The organism is Actinoplanes sp. NBRC 101535 (genome assembly GCF_030269225.1).
Classification (GTDB): Bacteria; Actinomycetota; Actinomycetes; order Mycobacteriales; family Micromonosporaceae; genus Actinoplanes; species Actinoplanes rectilineatus.
In genome coordinates, this window is record NZ_BSSY01000036.1 from 16,054 (window position 1) to 31,936 (window position 15,883).

Below are 15,883 nucleotides of genomic sequence, written 5' to 3' on the forward strand. Positions count from 1 at the left end.
CGTACCCCCGGAGAGGCCGCACCGAATCCCCCGCCGTGCCCCACGGAAGGATCCCCATGCACCGGTCGAGGTGGTGGCCGATTCCGGTCATCCTCGCGCTGCTCGCCGGCCTGTTCGCCGTACCCACCGCGGCACAGGCCTCACCCGCCGTGTCCTACACCAACCCCATCGCCGCGCAGCGAGCCGATCCGCACATCTACAAGCACAGCGACGGGTACTACTACTACACCGCGACCGTCCCCGCCTACGACAAGATCGTGCTGCGCCGGGCCACCACGCTGCAGGGCCTGGCCACCGCCGCGGAGACGACGATCTGGACCAAGCACGCCAGCGGCGTGATGGGCGCCCACATCTGGGCGCCGGAGATCCACTACATCGACGGCAAGTGGTACGTCTACTTCGCCGCCGGCTCCACCACCGACGTCTGGGCCATCCGGATGTACGTGCTGGAGGGCACCGGCAGCAACGCGCTCACCGCCACCTGGACCGAGAAAGGCCAGATCGCCACGCCGTGGAGCAGCTTCGCGCTGGACGCCACCACCTTCGTCGTGAACAACGTGCGCTACCTCGCCTGGGCACAGTCCGAATCGGGCATCGCCACCAACTCCAACCTCTACATCGCCCGGCTGTCGAACCCGTGGACGCTGGCCACCGCGCCGACCCGGATCGCCGTGCCGACGCTGAGCTGGGAGAAGATCGGGTACGCGGTGAACGAGGGCCCGAGCGTGATCGTCCGCAACGGTAGGGTGTTCATGTCGTACTCGGCCAGCGCGACCGACGCGAACTACTGCCTCGGACTGCTCACCGCGTCCGCGTCCAGCAACCTGCTCGCCGCGTCGTCGTGGACCAAATCGGCCACCCCGGTGTTCACCAGCAACGCCGGAACCGGACAGTACGGCCCCGGCCACAACTCGTTCACCGTCTCCGAGGACGGCCAGAGCGACGTCCTCGTCTACCACGACCGCAACTACAAGGACATCTCCGGCGACCCGCTCAACGACCCGAACCGCCGCACCCGCATCCAGAAGCTGTACTGGAACGCCGACGGCACCCCCAACTTCGGCATCCCGATCCCGGACGGCGCCCACCCGGTGCGGCTGGCCAGTCACAACTATCCGGACGGGTACATCCGGCACTGGGAGTTCCGCGGCCGGCTCGAAGCGAACGTGACAGCCCTGGCCGACTCCCAGTTCCGCATCGTGACCGGCCTCGCCGGATCCGGGACGGTCGCGCTGGAGTCCACCAACTACCCCGGCTACTACCTGCGGCACCGCAACTTCGAGGTGTACGTGGAGAAGAACGACGGCACGGCGACGTTCGCCGGGGACGCCAGCTTCTTCCGGCGGACCGGTCTGGCGTCGTCGAGCGGCATCTCCCTGGAGTCGCAGAACTACCCGGGACGGTACGTCCGGCACTCCAGCAACCTGCTGTACGTGCAGGCGGTGACCGACTCACTCGGCCAGGCGGACGCCACCTTCACCCTCGAATAGCGGCGCACTGCTGCGGACACCGTCCGGGTGGACCTCCTGCCGGATCCGGGCGGTGTTCACATCCGGCGAGGCGTCGATCATCCGCAGCACCATCGTCGAGAACTTGGCCATTGTGTTCCGGCCCGGGATGAAGATCGACCACTCGTCCCGGGCCGGCTCCTCCCGGACCTCCAGCCCGTCCGGAAGCTCTTGCACCGGCGGGCCGTCGACCGGCACCGTGACGATCCAGAACGGGCCCATGCCGTCCTCCGGGGTCTTCAGATCCAGCATCCGCCACGGGTGGCCGATCACCGCCGCTCCCGCGTCCGTCACGGCCGCGACCAGCCGCTCGATCGCCGCATCGATCATCGCCTCGGCCTCGGCCCACTCCTGCGCGTCCCGCCCGGGCGGCGTGCCGTGCACCAGCGCCGACACCACGGTCACCGCCGGGGCGTGGCGCAGCTCCGGCGCGGGCTGCGCGGCGAACACCGACAGCGCCGCCTCGATCGCCTCGTTCTGCGCCCGCTGCTGCTGTTCGACCTCGTCCCGGTGCCCGGTCAGCAGGGCCACCGCCCGGTCCGGCTCGTCGAGCACCACCCGCACCTGCTTGACGCTCATCCCGGCATCCCGCAGCAGCGTCACCAGCATGGCCCGCTCCACCTGGGTGAAGTCGTACGACCGGTACCCGGTCCGCTCGTCGACCTCAGCCGGAACGAGTAGCCCCTCCGCGTGATAGAACCGCAGGGCCTGCGGCGACAGGTGGCACATGTCGCTGAAATCGCTGATCGACAACATGCGTCAAGCGTGACCCCTGCGGTAACCACAAGGTCAAGACCGCGGGTCCGGGCTGCCGTTCTCCCCGATGCTCGGCGAGCTGCCACTGAGCGTGAAGTCGTAGTGGTCGGTCCGCTGATAGCCGGCGACGGAGACCCGGTAGCCGTCGGTGCTTTCGACGACAGGGGCGGAGACGACAGCGAGAGCCGCCCGGATCGATCCGGGCGGCTCTCTGAACAAGGGAGCCTAGGAGACGACGATGCCGCCTCCGGCTGGGCGGACGTTGGTGACGTCCAGGACGAAGCGGCCGGTCCGGGCGTCCCACACCTTCAGCGTCAGGGTGTCCTTCCCGTCGACCGCGCTCACCAGGAACCGGTACGAGCCGCCCCCGTTGACCGTGCCGGTTCCGGAGTAGACCGCGCCGGAGCCGATGACGATCGCGGGCAGGTGGCCGGTGGAACGGAAGACGTCGCCGTTCGGCAGGGTCAGCCAGGTGCTGCCGCTGCCCTTGCCCGCGCGGGCGGTGAACGCGAAGTCGACGCCCTGGGCGAGCCGGCCGCTGCCGGAGACCCCGGCGGTGCGGGGCACGTAGGTGACCACGCCCGGGACGGTGGTGCCCGCCCCGGCCCCATCGTCGTCGCTCACCGTGACGGTGGGGCGGAAGACGCCGGCGGTCGTGTACTTGTGCGTGCCGGTGCAGGACGTCGAGCGGGATGTCGAACCGTCACCCCAGGCGAACGTGCACGTGAGCGTGTCGGCGCTGCCCGGGTCGCTGACCTGGACGGTCCGGGTGACCGTGGTGCCGGTGGCCACCGGCGCGTCCGGGAACGGGTGGCCGCCCGGTGTCACCACCACCGGTGACGCGTTGCTCAGGGTCACGGTCGCCGAGTCGCGGCTGGCGCCCGCCGTCAGGGTGACGGTCACCGTCCCGTCGTCGGTGCAGCTGATCGTCGTGGTCGGAGCCGTGTCGTCCGCGAACACACACTCGACACCTTCCGTGCCCTTATATGACCATTTAAGCGGTTTGGAGGTGTTGGTCGCCGAGCCCGTCACCGCGACCGGTGCCCCTTCGAGCCCGCTGACGTCCGGCCCGGCGTGCACCACCGTGACCGGGTCGACACTGGTCAACGTCGGCACGACCGGTTCGATCGACCCGTCCGCCGCGAACGTCAGACGGTCGATCGTCGTCTCGCGATGGGTGCCGTCGCCGCCCGGGATGGCGAACCGGTGATAGGCGATGTACCACTCGTCGCTGCCGGGGAGGCGTACCACCGAATGGTGTCCGGTGCCGAGAATGCCGAGCGACGCGTCCTTCTGCAGGATCACACCGACCCGGTCGCTCCACGGTCCGAGCGGCGACGTCCCGGTCGCGTAGGCCACCCGGTAGTTCGGGTCCCGGGTGTCGTTCTCCGACCACATGAAGTAGTAGACGCCGTCGCGTTCGACGACGAAACTGCCCTCGTTGTAATTGGCCGGCTTGTAGGTCTTCACCGAAGCGGCCGGGAACGACACCATGTCGTCGTTCAGCTGCACCTGGTAGGAGTTCCCGTTACCCCAGTACAGGTACGATTTCCCGTCGTCGTCGGTGAACACCGCCGGGTCGATCATCTGCCCGCTGTAGGTTCCGCCCGCGACCAGCGGTTTTCCGAGCGCATCCGTGAACGGCCCGGCCGGTGAGTCGGCGACCGCCACACCCAGGTGCTTGACGCCGCCGGCCAGTCCGCCGCTGAAATAGAAGTAGTACTTCCCGTTGTGAGTGGCGATCGTCGGCGCCCAGGCGCTGTCGTCGGCCCAGGTGACATCCGGCCCGAGGTCGAGGATCACCCCGTGGTCGGTCCAGTTCACCAGGTCGGTCGAGGAGAACGCGTGGAATCGCGTTCCCGACCATCCCGCGAATCCGTCGGTGGTGGCATACATCCAGAACGTGTCGCCGAACACCGCGATATTCGGATCGGCGTACAGCCCCGGGATCACCGGCGACGTCATCGCCACCGCGGAGACGGTCCAGGTGCGTGATTCACCGTCGGCTCCCTTGACCGTGTACGCCACCGGAGCCCGGAAATTCTGCACGCTCCCGTCGGCCGGGCTGATCGTGGCCCCGTCCGCCAGGGTGAACGAGGGTGCCAGCGCGGAGACGTCGGTTCCCGGCTTGACCGGCAGCACGACCGTGCCGGCCTCGTCGTCGACGAGAGCGTCCACCTTGAGCGCGTCCAGGGTGACCCCGGCGATCGACGTGGTCCGCCCGGCCAGCGCGAGGATCTCCGCCGCCGACAGCGCCGTGTTGTAGATCCGGAAGTCGTCGACCTCCCCGGCGAAGTAGGGGTCGGCCGCGTACAGCGAACGCCCGATGTACCCGCTGTACGACTTCGACGCGTCGTACAGGTCGGACGGTTTGACCGTGACCCCGGTGGCCGACGCGACGCGCACGCCGTTGAGGTACATCGCGGCCTGCGAGCCGTCGACGGTGACCGCGACGTGCTGCCATCCGCCGGGCAGCGCCGCGTCGTCGCTCAGCTTCGACTCGGCCTGCCAGCTGCCCGTGGTGATCGCCGAGAAGAGCACGTTGCCGCCGTTGCGCGGGCTGGTGAACAGGTACTTGTCACTGTCCGGCCCGAGACCGTACAGCCACTGGTTGACGGTCGTCGACGCGGTCCACTTGGTCCACGCCGCCACGGTGACCGCCGGCGCGCCCTGGAGCACCCCGTTCGGGATGGTCACGTAGGGTGAGCTGCTGCCGCCGGACATCCGGAACGACGATCCGGAGACCCCGGAACCCCACGCGGGGGTACGCGTGTAAGCACCGTCGAAGCCGTTTCCGGAGGAGTCGCGGGCGACCGTCCCGGACGTCTCGTCGAACTCGTAGCGCAGTCGCAGCCCAGGAGTGGGTGCCGGCTCCTCGTAGGCGTCCGAGATCCGCTGGTGCTCGGCGGCTGTCACCGGCAGAACCGTGCCGTGGCGGGGTCGCGACGGCAGCGAGTAGGTGGTCTCCGGTGTCCACACTCCGGAGTCGAGGTCGGTCGTCGAGAACGGGACGTAGCCGCGCCCGCCGTACTCGTCGATGAAGAGGTACCACTTGTCCTCACGGTTGGACTTGAAGACCAGCGGACCCTCGCCCCGGTCCAGCGCGCCCGACCCGATGCACTCGGCGACGAGGTCGAAGTCCGTCGACAGCAGGTCGGTCGCCTTCTCCTGGATGAGGAACTTGCTGCACGGCGAGTTCGACGAGTTGTTCCGCTCGTCCTTGGTGATCCGGTGGTACACGCCGTCGTGCTCGATCACCGTCGAGTCGATCACCGAGTAGCCGGGGTCCTTCCAGACCTTCGGTGCGCTGAAGGTGCGGAAGTCGCGGGTGGTCGCGTACATCATCCGGTTGTAGGTGCTGCCGGAGTGCGAGGTGTCGGCCTCGTCGTAGAGCTTGGAGGCCCAGAAGACGACGTACGCGCCGAGTGACGTGGAGTAGAACGCCTCCGGGGCCCAGGTGTTGCCGGCGGTGTCGGGGGAGACCTTGACCAGGCGCTGGTCGGTCCAGTGGACCAGGTCGGTCGACTCCCACACCATGATCGACTTGCTGCCGGTGCGCTGGGAGGCGTCCCAGTCCCCGTTGCCGTAGATCTTGAGGTCGGTGGCGATCTGGTAGAACTTGTCGCCCTCGGGGGAGCGGATGATGAACGGGTCGCGCAGGCCGCCGGTGCCCAGCGTCGAGGTCAGCACGGGCTGCCCGTCGTTGATCTCGCGCCAGCTCAGCGGGTCGTTGCCGTTGCTCAGCGCGTTGTAGACCTGCTCGCCGTTCGCGGAGCCCTCGCCGGTGAAGTAGCTGAACAGGTAACCCTCGTAGGGTGCCGGAGCGGGCAGCGGGGGCACGGTGGCGGTGAACTCGCGACGCGCCGTGGCCGTCCCGTAGGTCACCGTCGCGGTCAGTGACACGGTCGCCGTTGCTGATCCGTGCGCGGGCCGGTGCACCTCACCGGTGGTGCTGATGATCGACGGGTCACCGGACTCCCAGGCCGCGGTGGACGGGAGTGTCAGGTTTCCGCGTACGTCATCGATGTTGTGCACGGTCAGAGCCGCAGCCGCGGCATCCGCGTTGGCCTGGTCGTCGAACGCGGCCTTGACCGTGACCGTGAACGTCTTGGTCTCGACCGCCGCGCCCCGCTTGATCGACGCGGTGAGGGTGGCCGTGGCGTCAGGCGAACCCACCGGCGGGCGGGTGATCTTCCCGGCCGCCGTGATCACATCGTCGTCGCTGGTCGCCCAGGTGATCGCCGAGCCGCTCGCGCCGGTGGCCGGCAGGGTGAGGTCCGCGGTGAGCCCGCCGGTGTCGCCCAGGCTCAGCGCCGCGGCGTCGCCGGTGACCGCTTCGGTGTTGGCCGGCGCGGCGAGCGTCGCCACCTCGGTGTCCGAGATCGCCCGGTCGTAGACACGGACGTCGCGCATCTGGCCCTTGAGGTACCGGTCGCTGGTGTACAGCGAGCGGCCGAGGTAGTTGGCGCTGGTCACGCCGTTGCCGATGGCGCTCGGCGGGATGCTGACGGCACTGTTGACCGCGACCGGGACACCGTCCTCGTAGAGGGTGCCGGTGGTGCCGGTCTGCGTGTAGGTGACGTGCTTCCACGATCCGCGGGCCAGGTTGTGGCCGTCGGCCGGGCGGATGTTCTGCTCGCCGGACCAGTTGGTGGTCGAGACGGCGGTGCGGAAGGTGTTGCCGGTGGCGAACAGGTACCCGTTGCCGTAGCCGGTGCTCGGGTCGGTGTTGCCGAAGCCGTACAGGAAATAGGGGGTGGCCTGGGTGTTGTCGATTTTGACGTCGAAGGCGACGGTGATCGCGCTCAGCCCGGCGGTGACGTTGTCCGGCACCTTCACGTAGGTGCCGGTGCCGTCGAAGGTGAGGCCCTGCGCGCCGGTCCAGGTGGGGGCCTGGACCGTGCCGTCGCGGCCGTTGCCGGAGGCGTCCGTTGCGGTCGTCCCGGCGGTCTCGTCCAGTTTGTACCAGAGGACGAGACCGTCGGTGACCTCGTCGGCGGCGTGCGCCGGGCCGGCGATCAGGGTGGTGGCTATCAGTGCGAGAGCGGTGAGGGGCGCTGACATGAGGGTCCGCAGACGCATGTGCATCGATCTCTCTGCTGGCAGAAAGCCCCGCTGCGTAACGGGGATGTTGCCAGAGTGTTAGCGTTCACAGCGCCGTCGTCAAGGTCCTCGATGTCTTCGTCCTACGGACCTTCGCCGTCGAGCGGGTCATGTGGACGGTCCGGCCGGCGACCGTCACCCAGGCCGCGACCAGACCGAGATGGAACAGCACCGCGAGAACCGCGAGGACGGTCGCGCCGGTGTGCGCGGCCAGTGCCGAGGTGGCCGTCACGCAGGTGCCCACCGGGAAGGTGAACGACCACCAGGTCAGCGAGAACGGCAGGTGGTCCCGCGCGGCACGCACGGTCACGCTGATCGCCAGACCGGCCCAGAGCAGGGCGAACCCCCACAACGGTACGCCGTAGAGCACCCCGAAAGCAGCCGCCACCGGCGCGTAGGGGGCGGGGAGCACCTGTCCCGTGGCATCACCGAGCGCGTTGGCCGCGGTGATCGACTGGCCGAGCGGTCCGAGCACGATCCACAGTGTCGGTACCGCGGCGGCCGCCCCGACCTTGTGCCGGGCCAGGCGCTGCCAGATCGCGCCGATCAGGATCAGGGACGCGACGAGACTGATGCCGAACATCGCCCAGCAGGCCAGCAGCAGGGTCAGCCGGGCCTGTCCGGGCGGCGCGTACGGGACGAGCAGCGCCCCGGTGGCCGCGGACACCATCGGCGGGACGACCGGGATCAGCCAGCCGCCGAACGCGCTCGCGTCGCCGACGGTGTGCCGGGTGAACTGCAGGTACGGCACGGCCACCGCGCTGGCCAGCCCGGTCAGGGTGCCGGCCGTCCAGAGCGTCGCGGCGATCGCCAGGGCCACGGTGTCGCCGAGCACGTCGCGGCCGAGCAGCAGGGCGCCGGCGCCGACGGTCATCATCGCCATCGGCGGGGCGCCGAAGAAGTGCGCCATCACCGGGTCGTCGCGGTTGGCGAAGAACTCCCGCGGGTGGCGCAGCGCCGCGACGCTCAGGGCGACCAGCAGCGCGGCGGCGAGCGCCCAGACCGCGGTGGCGGCGGTGTGCAGGCCGGGCGGGCGCCAGGGCAGGGTGACCGTGGCGGTGGCGACGATCCCGGTGCCCATGACCGCGGCGAACCAGTTCGGTGTCGAGATCATCATGTACCCAGCCTGCGGGTTCGCGTGCCGGCCGGGTAGCGGGCGCGTGGTTGTGGAGTCACAAGGACGGCTTGTGACCGCGTACCCTCGACGGTTGTGACATTGAGCCCCCGCATGCCGGACCTGGCCGCCCTGGAGATCCTTCTGGCGGTGGCCCGCGCCGGCACGCTGAGCGGCGCGGGCCGCGAGGTCGGGCTGACCCAGCAGGCGGTCTCCGCGCGGCTGGCCGCGCTCGAGTCGCGCACCGGCGTGCGGCTGGCCACCCGCACCACCCGGGGCGCGACCCTGACGGCTGAGGGCGTGGTCGTCGCGCAGTGGGCGGACCGGCTGCTGCGGCTCGCCGAGGAGGTCGACACCGGGCTGGCCGCGCTGCGCTCGGACAGCCGCAGCCGGTTGCGGGTCAGTGCCAGCCTGACCGTCGCCGAGCACCTGCTGCCGAGTTGGCTCGTCGCTCTGCGCGCGGACGCGGCCCGGCGCGGCGAGACGCCGGTGCGGGTGGTGCTGACCGCCACCAACAGTGACCACGTGATCGAGCAGGTGCGCGACGGTTCGGCCGATCTCGGGTTCATCGAGGGGGTGACCGTGCCGGCCGGCCTGCGCAGCCGGGTGGTGGCCCGGGACTCGCTGGTGCTGGTGGTGACCCCGGATCATGACTGGTCCTCGATCCCGGTCGCCGAGCTGGCGGCCACCCCGCTGGTCACCCGGGAGTCCGGCTCGGGGACGCGGGAGGTGCTGACCGTCGCGCTGCGGGACGCCGGGCTGGAGCAGGTGGAACCGGCGCTGGAGCTGTCGACGACGGCGGCGGTGCGGGCCGCGGTGCTGGCCGGCGCCGGTCCGGCGGTGCTGAGCCGGCTGGCGATCACGGACGACCTGGCGGCCGGGCGGCTGCGGGAGGTGCCGGTCGCCGGGCTGAGTCTGGAACGGGAGCTGCGGGCGATCTGGACCGGTCCGCGGACGCCGCCGGCCGGGGCGGTGCGGATCCTGCTGAGCCATGTTCATAGCTGATCCATAGCCGTGATCACTTGCTGACGGTTTTTAAGTGTGCGGGTATATCGCCAGCTGATGGGCTATCTGCTATCTGTTCTCATCTATCTACTCGCCGGTAGCTTCGGGGGAGCCGTTCTGGGGGCAGGCGGCTCCGGAATCCCGTTCTATCGAGAGGACCAAGAGGACGTGAGACTCCACAGAGGTTCAGCCATCGCCCTGGCCGTCGGCCTGATCGTCGGCCCGGCCGCACCCGGATTCGCCGCCGAGCCCACCGGGACCATCCGGCAGGCCGGCTCGGACAGCGCCATTCCGGGCAGCTACATCGTCGTCCTCAAGGACGGCACCTCCGTCGCGGCCCAGGCCGAGGCGCTCGCCGACGAGTACGACGGCTCCGTCGACCAGGTGTTCGGCAAGGTGGTCCCGGGCTTCGAGGCGTCCCTGTCCGCCACCGAGGCCGCGAAACTCGCCGCCGACTCGTCCGTCGCGTACGTCGAACAGAACCAGGTGATCACACTCGCCGACACGCAGACCGGCGCCACCTGGGGACTGGACCGCATCGACCAGGAGAGCCTGCCGCTGGACAGCTCCTACACCTACCCGAACACGGCGTCGGGGGTGCACGCGTACATCATCGACACCGGCATCCTGACCACGCACAGCCAGTTCGGCGGTCGGGCGGTCAGCGGGTACGACTTCGTCGACAGCGACAGCAACGCCACCGACTGCAACGGCCACGGCACCCACGTCGCCGGCACCGTGGGCGGCAGCACGTACGGCGTGGCCAAGGCCGTCCAGCTGGTCGCGGTCCGCGTCCTCGATTGCGAGGGCTCCGGCACCACCGCAGGCGTCATCAACGGCATCAACTGGGTGACCACCAACGCCGTCAAGCCGGCCGTGGCGAACATGAGCCTCGGCGGCGGCACCAGCACCACCCTGGACACCGCGGTCGGCAACTCGATCGCGGCGGGGGTCACGTACGGCATCGCGGCCGGCAACGACAACGCGAACGCCTGCAGCTACTCGCCGGCGCGGGTCACCGCGGCCATCACGGTCGGCGCCACGGCCAGCACCGACGCGCGGGCCAGCTACTCCAACTACGGCAGCTGCCTGGACATCTTCGCGCCCGGCACCTCGATCACCTCGGCGTGGTACTCCAGCACCACCGCCACCAGCACCATCAGCGGCACCTCGATGGCCACCCCGCACGTGGTCGGCGCGGCCGCCCTGGTCCTGCAGGACAACCCGTCGTACACCCCGGCGCAGGTGGCGTCCGCGCTCACCGGTGGCGCGGTCAGCGGCAAGGTCACCAGCCCCGGCACCAGCTCGCCCAACCTGCTGCTGCAGGTCCCGGACGGCTCCGGCGGCTCGGACCCGACGGACCCGGCCGGTTGCACCGGCACCAACGCCACCGCCACCGCCATCCCGGACGCCGGCTCGGCGATCAACAGCGCGATCACCATCTCCGGCTGCGGACGGTCGGCCTCCTCGGCGTCCACGGTGTACGTCGACATCACCCACACCTACCGAGGTGACCTGGTCGTCACGCTGGTCGCGCCGGACGGTTCGACGTACGCGCTGAAGAGCAGCTCCACCAGCGACAGCACCGACAACGTCGACACCACCTACTCGGCGAACCTGTCGAGCGAGGCCGCCGACGGCACGTGGTACCTGCGGGTGCAGGACGTGTACTCGTCCGACACCGGCACGCTCGACACCTGGACCCTCACGGTCTGACCATTCGTGATTCCTCCCGGGGGCGGGCCCGTTCCGAGTCTTCTCGGAGCGGGCCCGCTCTGCTCCGGCGCGTCGCGGACGGGGGCACCGGCGTTATCAGGAGATGCGACGACGAAGTCTGCTGGTGGGTGCGGTGGTGGTGGCGGGCGCCGGGGTCACGGCGACGGCGGGGGCCTGGGCGGCGCTGGGCAGTGGGCCGGAGCCGGCCCGCCCCGGCGCGGAGGCCGGTGACGAGCGGCTGGAACGCCGGCATTCCGGCGCCCGGGGCCAGATGGTCGACTTCTACACGGCGGTGCCCGCGGGGTACGGCGACGGCCGGGGCCTGCCGGTCTGCCTGGTGCTGCACGGTGGCTCGAAGCGGCCGGCCGACTTCGCCGCGCTCGGGCTGGGCGGGTTCCTGACCGAGGCGGTCCGGCGGGGCGCCCCGCCGTTCGTGCTGGCCGGCGCGACCGGCGACCGCCTGGCCTGGCGGCGGCACCCGGGCGACGACCCGCAGCGGATGGTGCACGAGGAGATCCCGGCCTGGTGTGACGACCGGGGTTTCGACACCGTCCGGTTCGCGGCGTGGGGCTGGTCGATGGGCGGCTCCGGCTCGCTGCTGCTGGCCGGGAGGTTCCCCGGTTTCCTGCGCGCGGTGGCGGCCTTCTCCCCGGCGGTGACCCCCAGCGACGAGGTCTTCGCGCTGCTGCACCGGCTGTCGCGTGTCCCGGTGGGCCTGTGGTGCGGCACCGACGACGACCTCCTCCCGAACGTGCGGGCGGCCGGGCGCGCGCTGCCGGTTCCGGCCGCCGTCGCGGACTTCGGCCCCGGCCGGCACGACTTCACCTACTGGAGCCGCCGGATCCCGGCCGCCTTCTCGTTCCTGGGCGCGGCCCTGACCTCGCCCTGAATCAGTGCTGTACGTGGAATGGTGAAAGGGGGCGCCGGCCCGCGGAGATGTGGATCCGGGGCGCTGTCGGCCGGGCGGCGCGGAGGATGTGGGAGCAGAAGGGCTGTCGTGACTCTGCCGGTGATGGGATCGTCTGTTGTGGACTCTGAGCTCTTTCGCCGGCTGCTGCGCCGGCACGCGGCGGCCGTTGTCGTGATCACCGCACCCGGGCTGGTGGCGGCGGGGGTGCCGCCGACCGGGTTCACGGCCACCTCGTTCACGTCGGTGTCACTCGATCCGCCGCTGGTGTCGTTCAACCTGGCGCGGGCGGCGTCGGCGTGGCCGGCGGTCGACGCGGCCGCGGTGGTGGCGGTGCACGTGCTGGGCCGCGGGCAGGAACGGGTGGCCCGGACCTTCGCGGCCCGGGGCATCGACCGGCTGGCGGCGTACGGCCAGTGGCGCGCCGGCCCGGAGGGTGTTCCCCTGCTGGAGGGGGTGCTCGCGCGGGTGGTGTGCCGGGTCGTCGACCGGGTGGCGGCCGGGGACCACACCATCGTGCTGGCCAGCCCGGAGCGCGGCGACCATCACGTGGACGAGTCGGAGACGCCGCTGGTCTATCACGCCGGACGGTACGCGGGCTTGAACGGATCGTAATGAAGTGATTACCGTCAATGCATGAGGCTCTTTCGAGTGTTCCTCGTGCTGATGGTGCTGGGTGCTTCCCTATCGCTGTCGCGACCCGTCGCGGCTGCCACCACCTCCTTCGGCCCCACCGACTCCGCCGGCCGCGAGATCGTCCTGCGCGGCTTCAACGTCTCCGGCAGCACCAAGCTGCGCGAGACCGGATTCCTGCCGTTCCGCAGCACCGCCGACGCGGTCGCCTCGGCCACCGCGATGCGCGAGCTGACCGGCGCCAACGCCGTCCGATTCCTGATCAGCTGGGAGGGCGTGCAGCCCACCGCCGGCACGATCGACACCGCGTACCTGGACAGGGCCGCCGCCCAGATCCGGGCCTTCACCGACCGCGGCATCCGGGTCCTGCTCGACTGGCACCAGGACCTCTACTCGGCCCACCTCTTCCACTCCGACAGCTGGTACACCGGCGACGGCGCCCCGCAATGGGTGATCGACCTCGGCGACTACCCGACCGAGTCGTGCGGCATCTGCGTGCTGTGGGGGCAGAACATGCTCACCAACAACGCGGTCCGCGAGGCGGCGTACGACTTCTGGCACGTCAGCACGATCCAGGACGCGTACCTGTCCCAGGCGAGGAGCGCGCTCACCCGGCTGTCGTCGACGCTGCCGGCGAGCTCGTTCGCGATGGTCCTCGGCGTCGACCCGTTCAACGAGCCGTTCGACGGCGGGCTCGACGGCGCGTCCGGCACCACCTGGGAGCAGAACTACCTGCTGCCGTTCTACCAGCGGTTCCGGACCGTGATGGACCAGTCCGGCTGGACCGCGAAACCGCTGTACGCCGAACCGCTGGTCTTCTGGAACACCACCTTCGGCGAGGCCGGCGGCCTGTCCACCATCCCGGCCCTGGGCACCCGGTACGTCTTCAACAGCCACTACTACGACGGCGCCCGGATGACCGTCGACCCGACCGCGGCCGGTGACGGCACGTACACCGCGGCGATGAACCGGATCCGGGACCGGGCCACCGCCCTGGGCACCGGTGCGATCGTCTCCGAGTTCGGCAACGCCATGTCCGGGACGAGCAGCAGTGGGCGTACCCCGTGGATGGTCCGTGCGATGTACCAGGGCCTGGATTCCCGGCTGTCCGGCGCGAACTTCTGGAACAACGCCGCCACCGCCGGGACGGTGCTGTCCGGGATGCAGTGGCACTGGGACACCTACAGCGGCAAGCACAGCGAACTGATGAACGGCAACCCGGACAAGGTGCAGACCACCGGCGACGCCTGGAACGGCGAGGACCACTCGGTGATCGCGGGCGGGGCGCTGCGCCTGGACACCCGGGTCCTGGACCGGCTCTACCCGAGCGCGGTGGCCGGGACCACGGTGGCCTTCGCCTACGAGGACCTGGCCCGTGACGGGTACGCCGGAGCCGGCACCCAGCGCGCCTGGCTGACCGTGCCGTCCCGGCTGCCGAACCTCGCCACGGTGGTGTCCGGCCGTCAGTACGGCGTCCTGGTCTGGAAGGACACCGGTCTCGCCGCCCCGACCGAGCTGCACCTACCCGCCTCGTTCCCGACGGCGCGAACGATCGTGCTCGGTGACCTGGCCGCCGGGGCGGTCGCGGTGACCACCGAGACCGGCGCGACGACGGCCCGCAAGCTGCAGCTGACCGGCACCGGAGCGACCGGCGCCACCCACGTGGCGCTGGTGGTCAACAACGGCGACGGCGCGACCATCCCGGCCGCGACCCTGACCGCCGCCCGCACCGAGCTGCTGGCCTGGGCGGCAGCCCTCGGCTGACCGCGTCCATACTGGATCGATGCATGTGCCCGTGGTGATCATCGGGGCCGGGCCCGCCGGCCTGGCCCTGGCCAACTTCCTGCAGAAGTCCGGCATCGGCTGTGTGGTTCTCGAGGCCCGCGACCGGCGGCACGTCGAGGAACGGCAGCGGGCCGGCGTGATCGACCACTACGCCGGCCGGCTGTTCGAGGAGTTCGGGCTGGCCGAGCAGGTGATCGGCGGCGCACCGGTGGAGACCCTGCTGGAGATCCGGGTCGAGGGCGTGCCCCGGTTCCTGGACGGCCCGCTGCTCTCCGGCGGGCGGCCGAGCCGGCTGGTCCCGCAGCAGTTCCTGGTCCGTCGGCTGATCACGGCCTTCGAGGAAGGCGGCGGTGACCTGCGGTTCGGCGCCGCCGACGTGCACCCGCACGACTTCGCCGGCGACCGTCCCCGGGTCACCTACCGCGACCCGGACGGCGTGACGCACGAGCTGACCTGCGACCACATCGCCGGCTGCGACGGCTTCCATGGGGTCAGCCGGCGCAGCGTCCCGGACGGTGAACTGACCACGTTCACCTTCGACCACGGCATCGGGTGGTACACGGTGCTCGCCGACGCTCCCGCGCCGCGCTACCCGCTGATGGCGGTCAGCCGGCACGGCTTCGCCGCGCAGTTCGCCCGCGGGCCGCACGCCAGCCGCTTCTACCTGCAGCATCAGCCCGGCGACGACCCGCGGAACTGGCCGGACGCGTACACCTGGGAGCAGCTGCGGCTGCGCCTGGGCGACGACAACCTGCCGGAGGCGGCGATCAGCGGCCGTGAGGTCGTCGAGATGCGCAGCTTCGTGGCCGAGCCGATGCGTTCCGGGCGGCTCTACCTGGTCGGCGACGCCGCCCACATCATCACCCCGATGGGCGCGAAGGGGATGAACCTCGCCCTCGTCGATGCGTACGCGCTGGCGACAGCCCTCGTCACCGCGGTCCGGGACGGTGACGACGTGGGCCTGCGGAACTACTCCGACACGTGCCTGCGCCGGACCTGGGACTACCAGGAGTTCTCCCGCTGGTTCACCGAGATGGTCCACGACTCGGGCGACCCGGCACCGGACGCGGCGTTCCGGCGGCGGCTGGCGCTGGCCCGCCTGGACCGGTTGTTCACCTCACCGGCCGCGGGTGCCGCGTTCGCCGACATGATGGCGGGAACCGCGCTGTAGACACGTCCCGCGGTCGGGGTGCGAAACGCGGACCCGGACGACGAAACTCGTCTAGAGACAACGCCGTTCAGTTAGGCGTTGGTGTGGCTGGTCAAGGGGTGTGTTGATCGGGGAGTAAGAAGCGGAGTTCAGGTATCAAGGTTTGTCACTCCAAGACAACCCAGAACCAGGAACTCCGCTTGACT

The 15,883-nt window shown here is 70.4% G+C and carries 11 protein-coding genes; 7 read left to right on the forward strand and 4 right to left on the reverse strand.

Going from position 1 to position 15,883, the window contains the following annotated elements; all coding sequences use genetic code 11:
• The first annotated feature begins 56 nt into the window (after positions 1-56).
• Positions 57-1,490: a family 43 glycosylhydrolase gene (locus QSK32_RS44860; protein ID WP_285475492.1), complete on the forward strand. Its 1,434-nt coding sequence runs from the start codon at positions 57-59 to the stop codon at positions 1,488-1,490.
• On the opposite strand, the gene QSK32_RS44865 is transcribed toward QSK32_RS44860, so the two are convergent.
• The 4 genes from QSK32_RS44865 to QSK32_RS44880 form a co-directional block, all read right to left on the reverse strand.
• Positions 1,452-2,264, reverse strand: a complete 813-nt coding sequence (locus QSK32_RS44865) for a MerR family transcriptional regulator (protein ID WP_285475493.1) — start codon at positions 2,262-2,264, stop codon at positions 1,452-1,454. The two genes, QSK32_RS44860 and QSK32_RS44865, sit on opposite strands and share 39 nt — an antisense overlap.
• A 33-nt stretch (positions 2,265-2,297) precedes the next feature.
• Entirely contained in the window at positions 2,298-2,483 is a 186-nt protein-coding gene (locus QSK32_RS44870) for a hypothetical protein (protein ID WP_285475494.1), read from the reverse strand.
• Between the two features lie 6 nt (positions 2,484-2,489).
• Complete coding sequence (locus tag QSK32_RS44875; protein ID WP_285475495.1) at positions 2,490-7,346, reverse strand: family 43 glycosylhydrolase; 4,857 nt, start codon at positions 7,344-7,346, stop codon at positions 2,490-2,492.
• 67 nt (positions 7,347-7,413) lie between these two features.
• On the reverse strand, positions 7,414-8,484 hold the full coding sequence (locus tag QSK32_RS44880; RefSeq protein WP_045746804.1) for a TDT family transporter: 1,071 nt from the start codon (positions 8,482-8,484) through the stop codon (positions 7,414-7,416).
• 93 nt (positions 8,485-8,577) lie between these two features.
• Between QSK32_RS44880 and QSK32_RS44885 the strand changes: the two genes are divergently transcribed.
• From QSK32_RS44885 to QSK32_RS44910, 6 genes are all read left to right on the forward strand, one after another.
• Positions 8,578-9,486 (forward strand): LysR family transcriptional regulator, encoded by a 909-nt coding sequence (locus QSK32_RS44885; protein ID WP_285475496.1) that lies wholly within the window; start codon positions 8,578-8,580, stop codon positions 9,484-9,486.
• Positions 9,487-9,654: 168 nt separating this feature from the next.
• On the forward strand, positions 9,655-11,202 hold the full coding sequence (locus tag QSK32_RS44890) for a S8 family peptidase (protein ID WP_502872604.1): 1,548 nt from the start codon (positions 9,655-9,657) through the stop codon (positions 11,200-11,202).
• Positions 11,203-11,305: 103 nt separating this feature from the next.
• A complete protein-coding gene (locus tag QSK32_RS44895) occupies positions 11,306-12,091 on the forward strand; it encodes an alpha/beta hydrolase-fold protein (RefSeq protein WP_285475497.1) in 786 nt (261 codons plus the stop codon).
• 123 nt (positions 12,092-12,214) lie between these two features.
• Positions 12,215-12,724 (forward strand): flavin reductase family protein, encoded by a 510-nt coding sequence (locus tag QSK32_RS44900; RefSeq protein WP_045746821.1) that lies wholly within the window; start codon positions 12,215-12,217, stop codon positions 12,722-12,724.
• A gap of 21 nt (positions 12,725-12,745) precedes the next feature.
• Entirely contained in the window at positions 12,746-14,506 is a 1,761-nt protein-coding gene (locus tag QSK32_RS44905) for a cellulase family glycosylhydrolase (protein ID WP_285475498.1), read from the forward strand.
• A gap of 19 nt (positions 14,507-14,525) precedes the next feature.
• On the forward strand, positions 14,526-15,698 hold the full coding sequence (locus QSK32_RS44910; protein WP_285475499.1) for a 4-hydroxybenzoate 3-monooxygenase: 1,173 nt from the start codon (positions 14,526-14,528) through the stop codon (positions 15,696-15,698).
• The last annotated feature ends 185 nt before the right edge of the window (positions 15,699-15,883 follow it).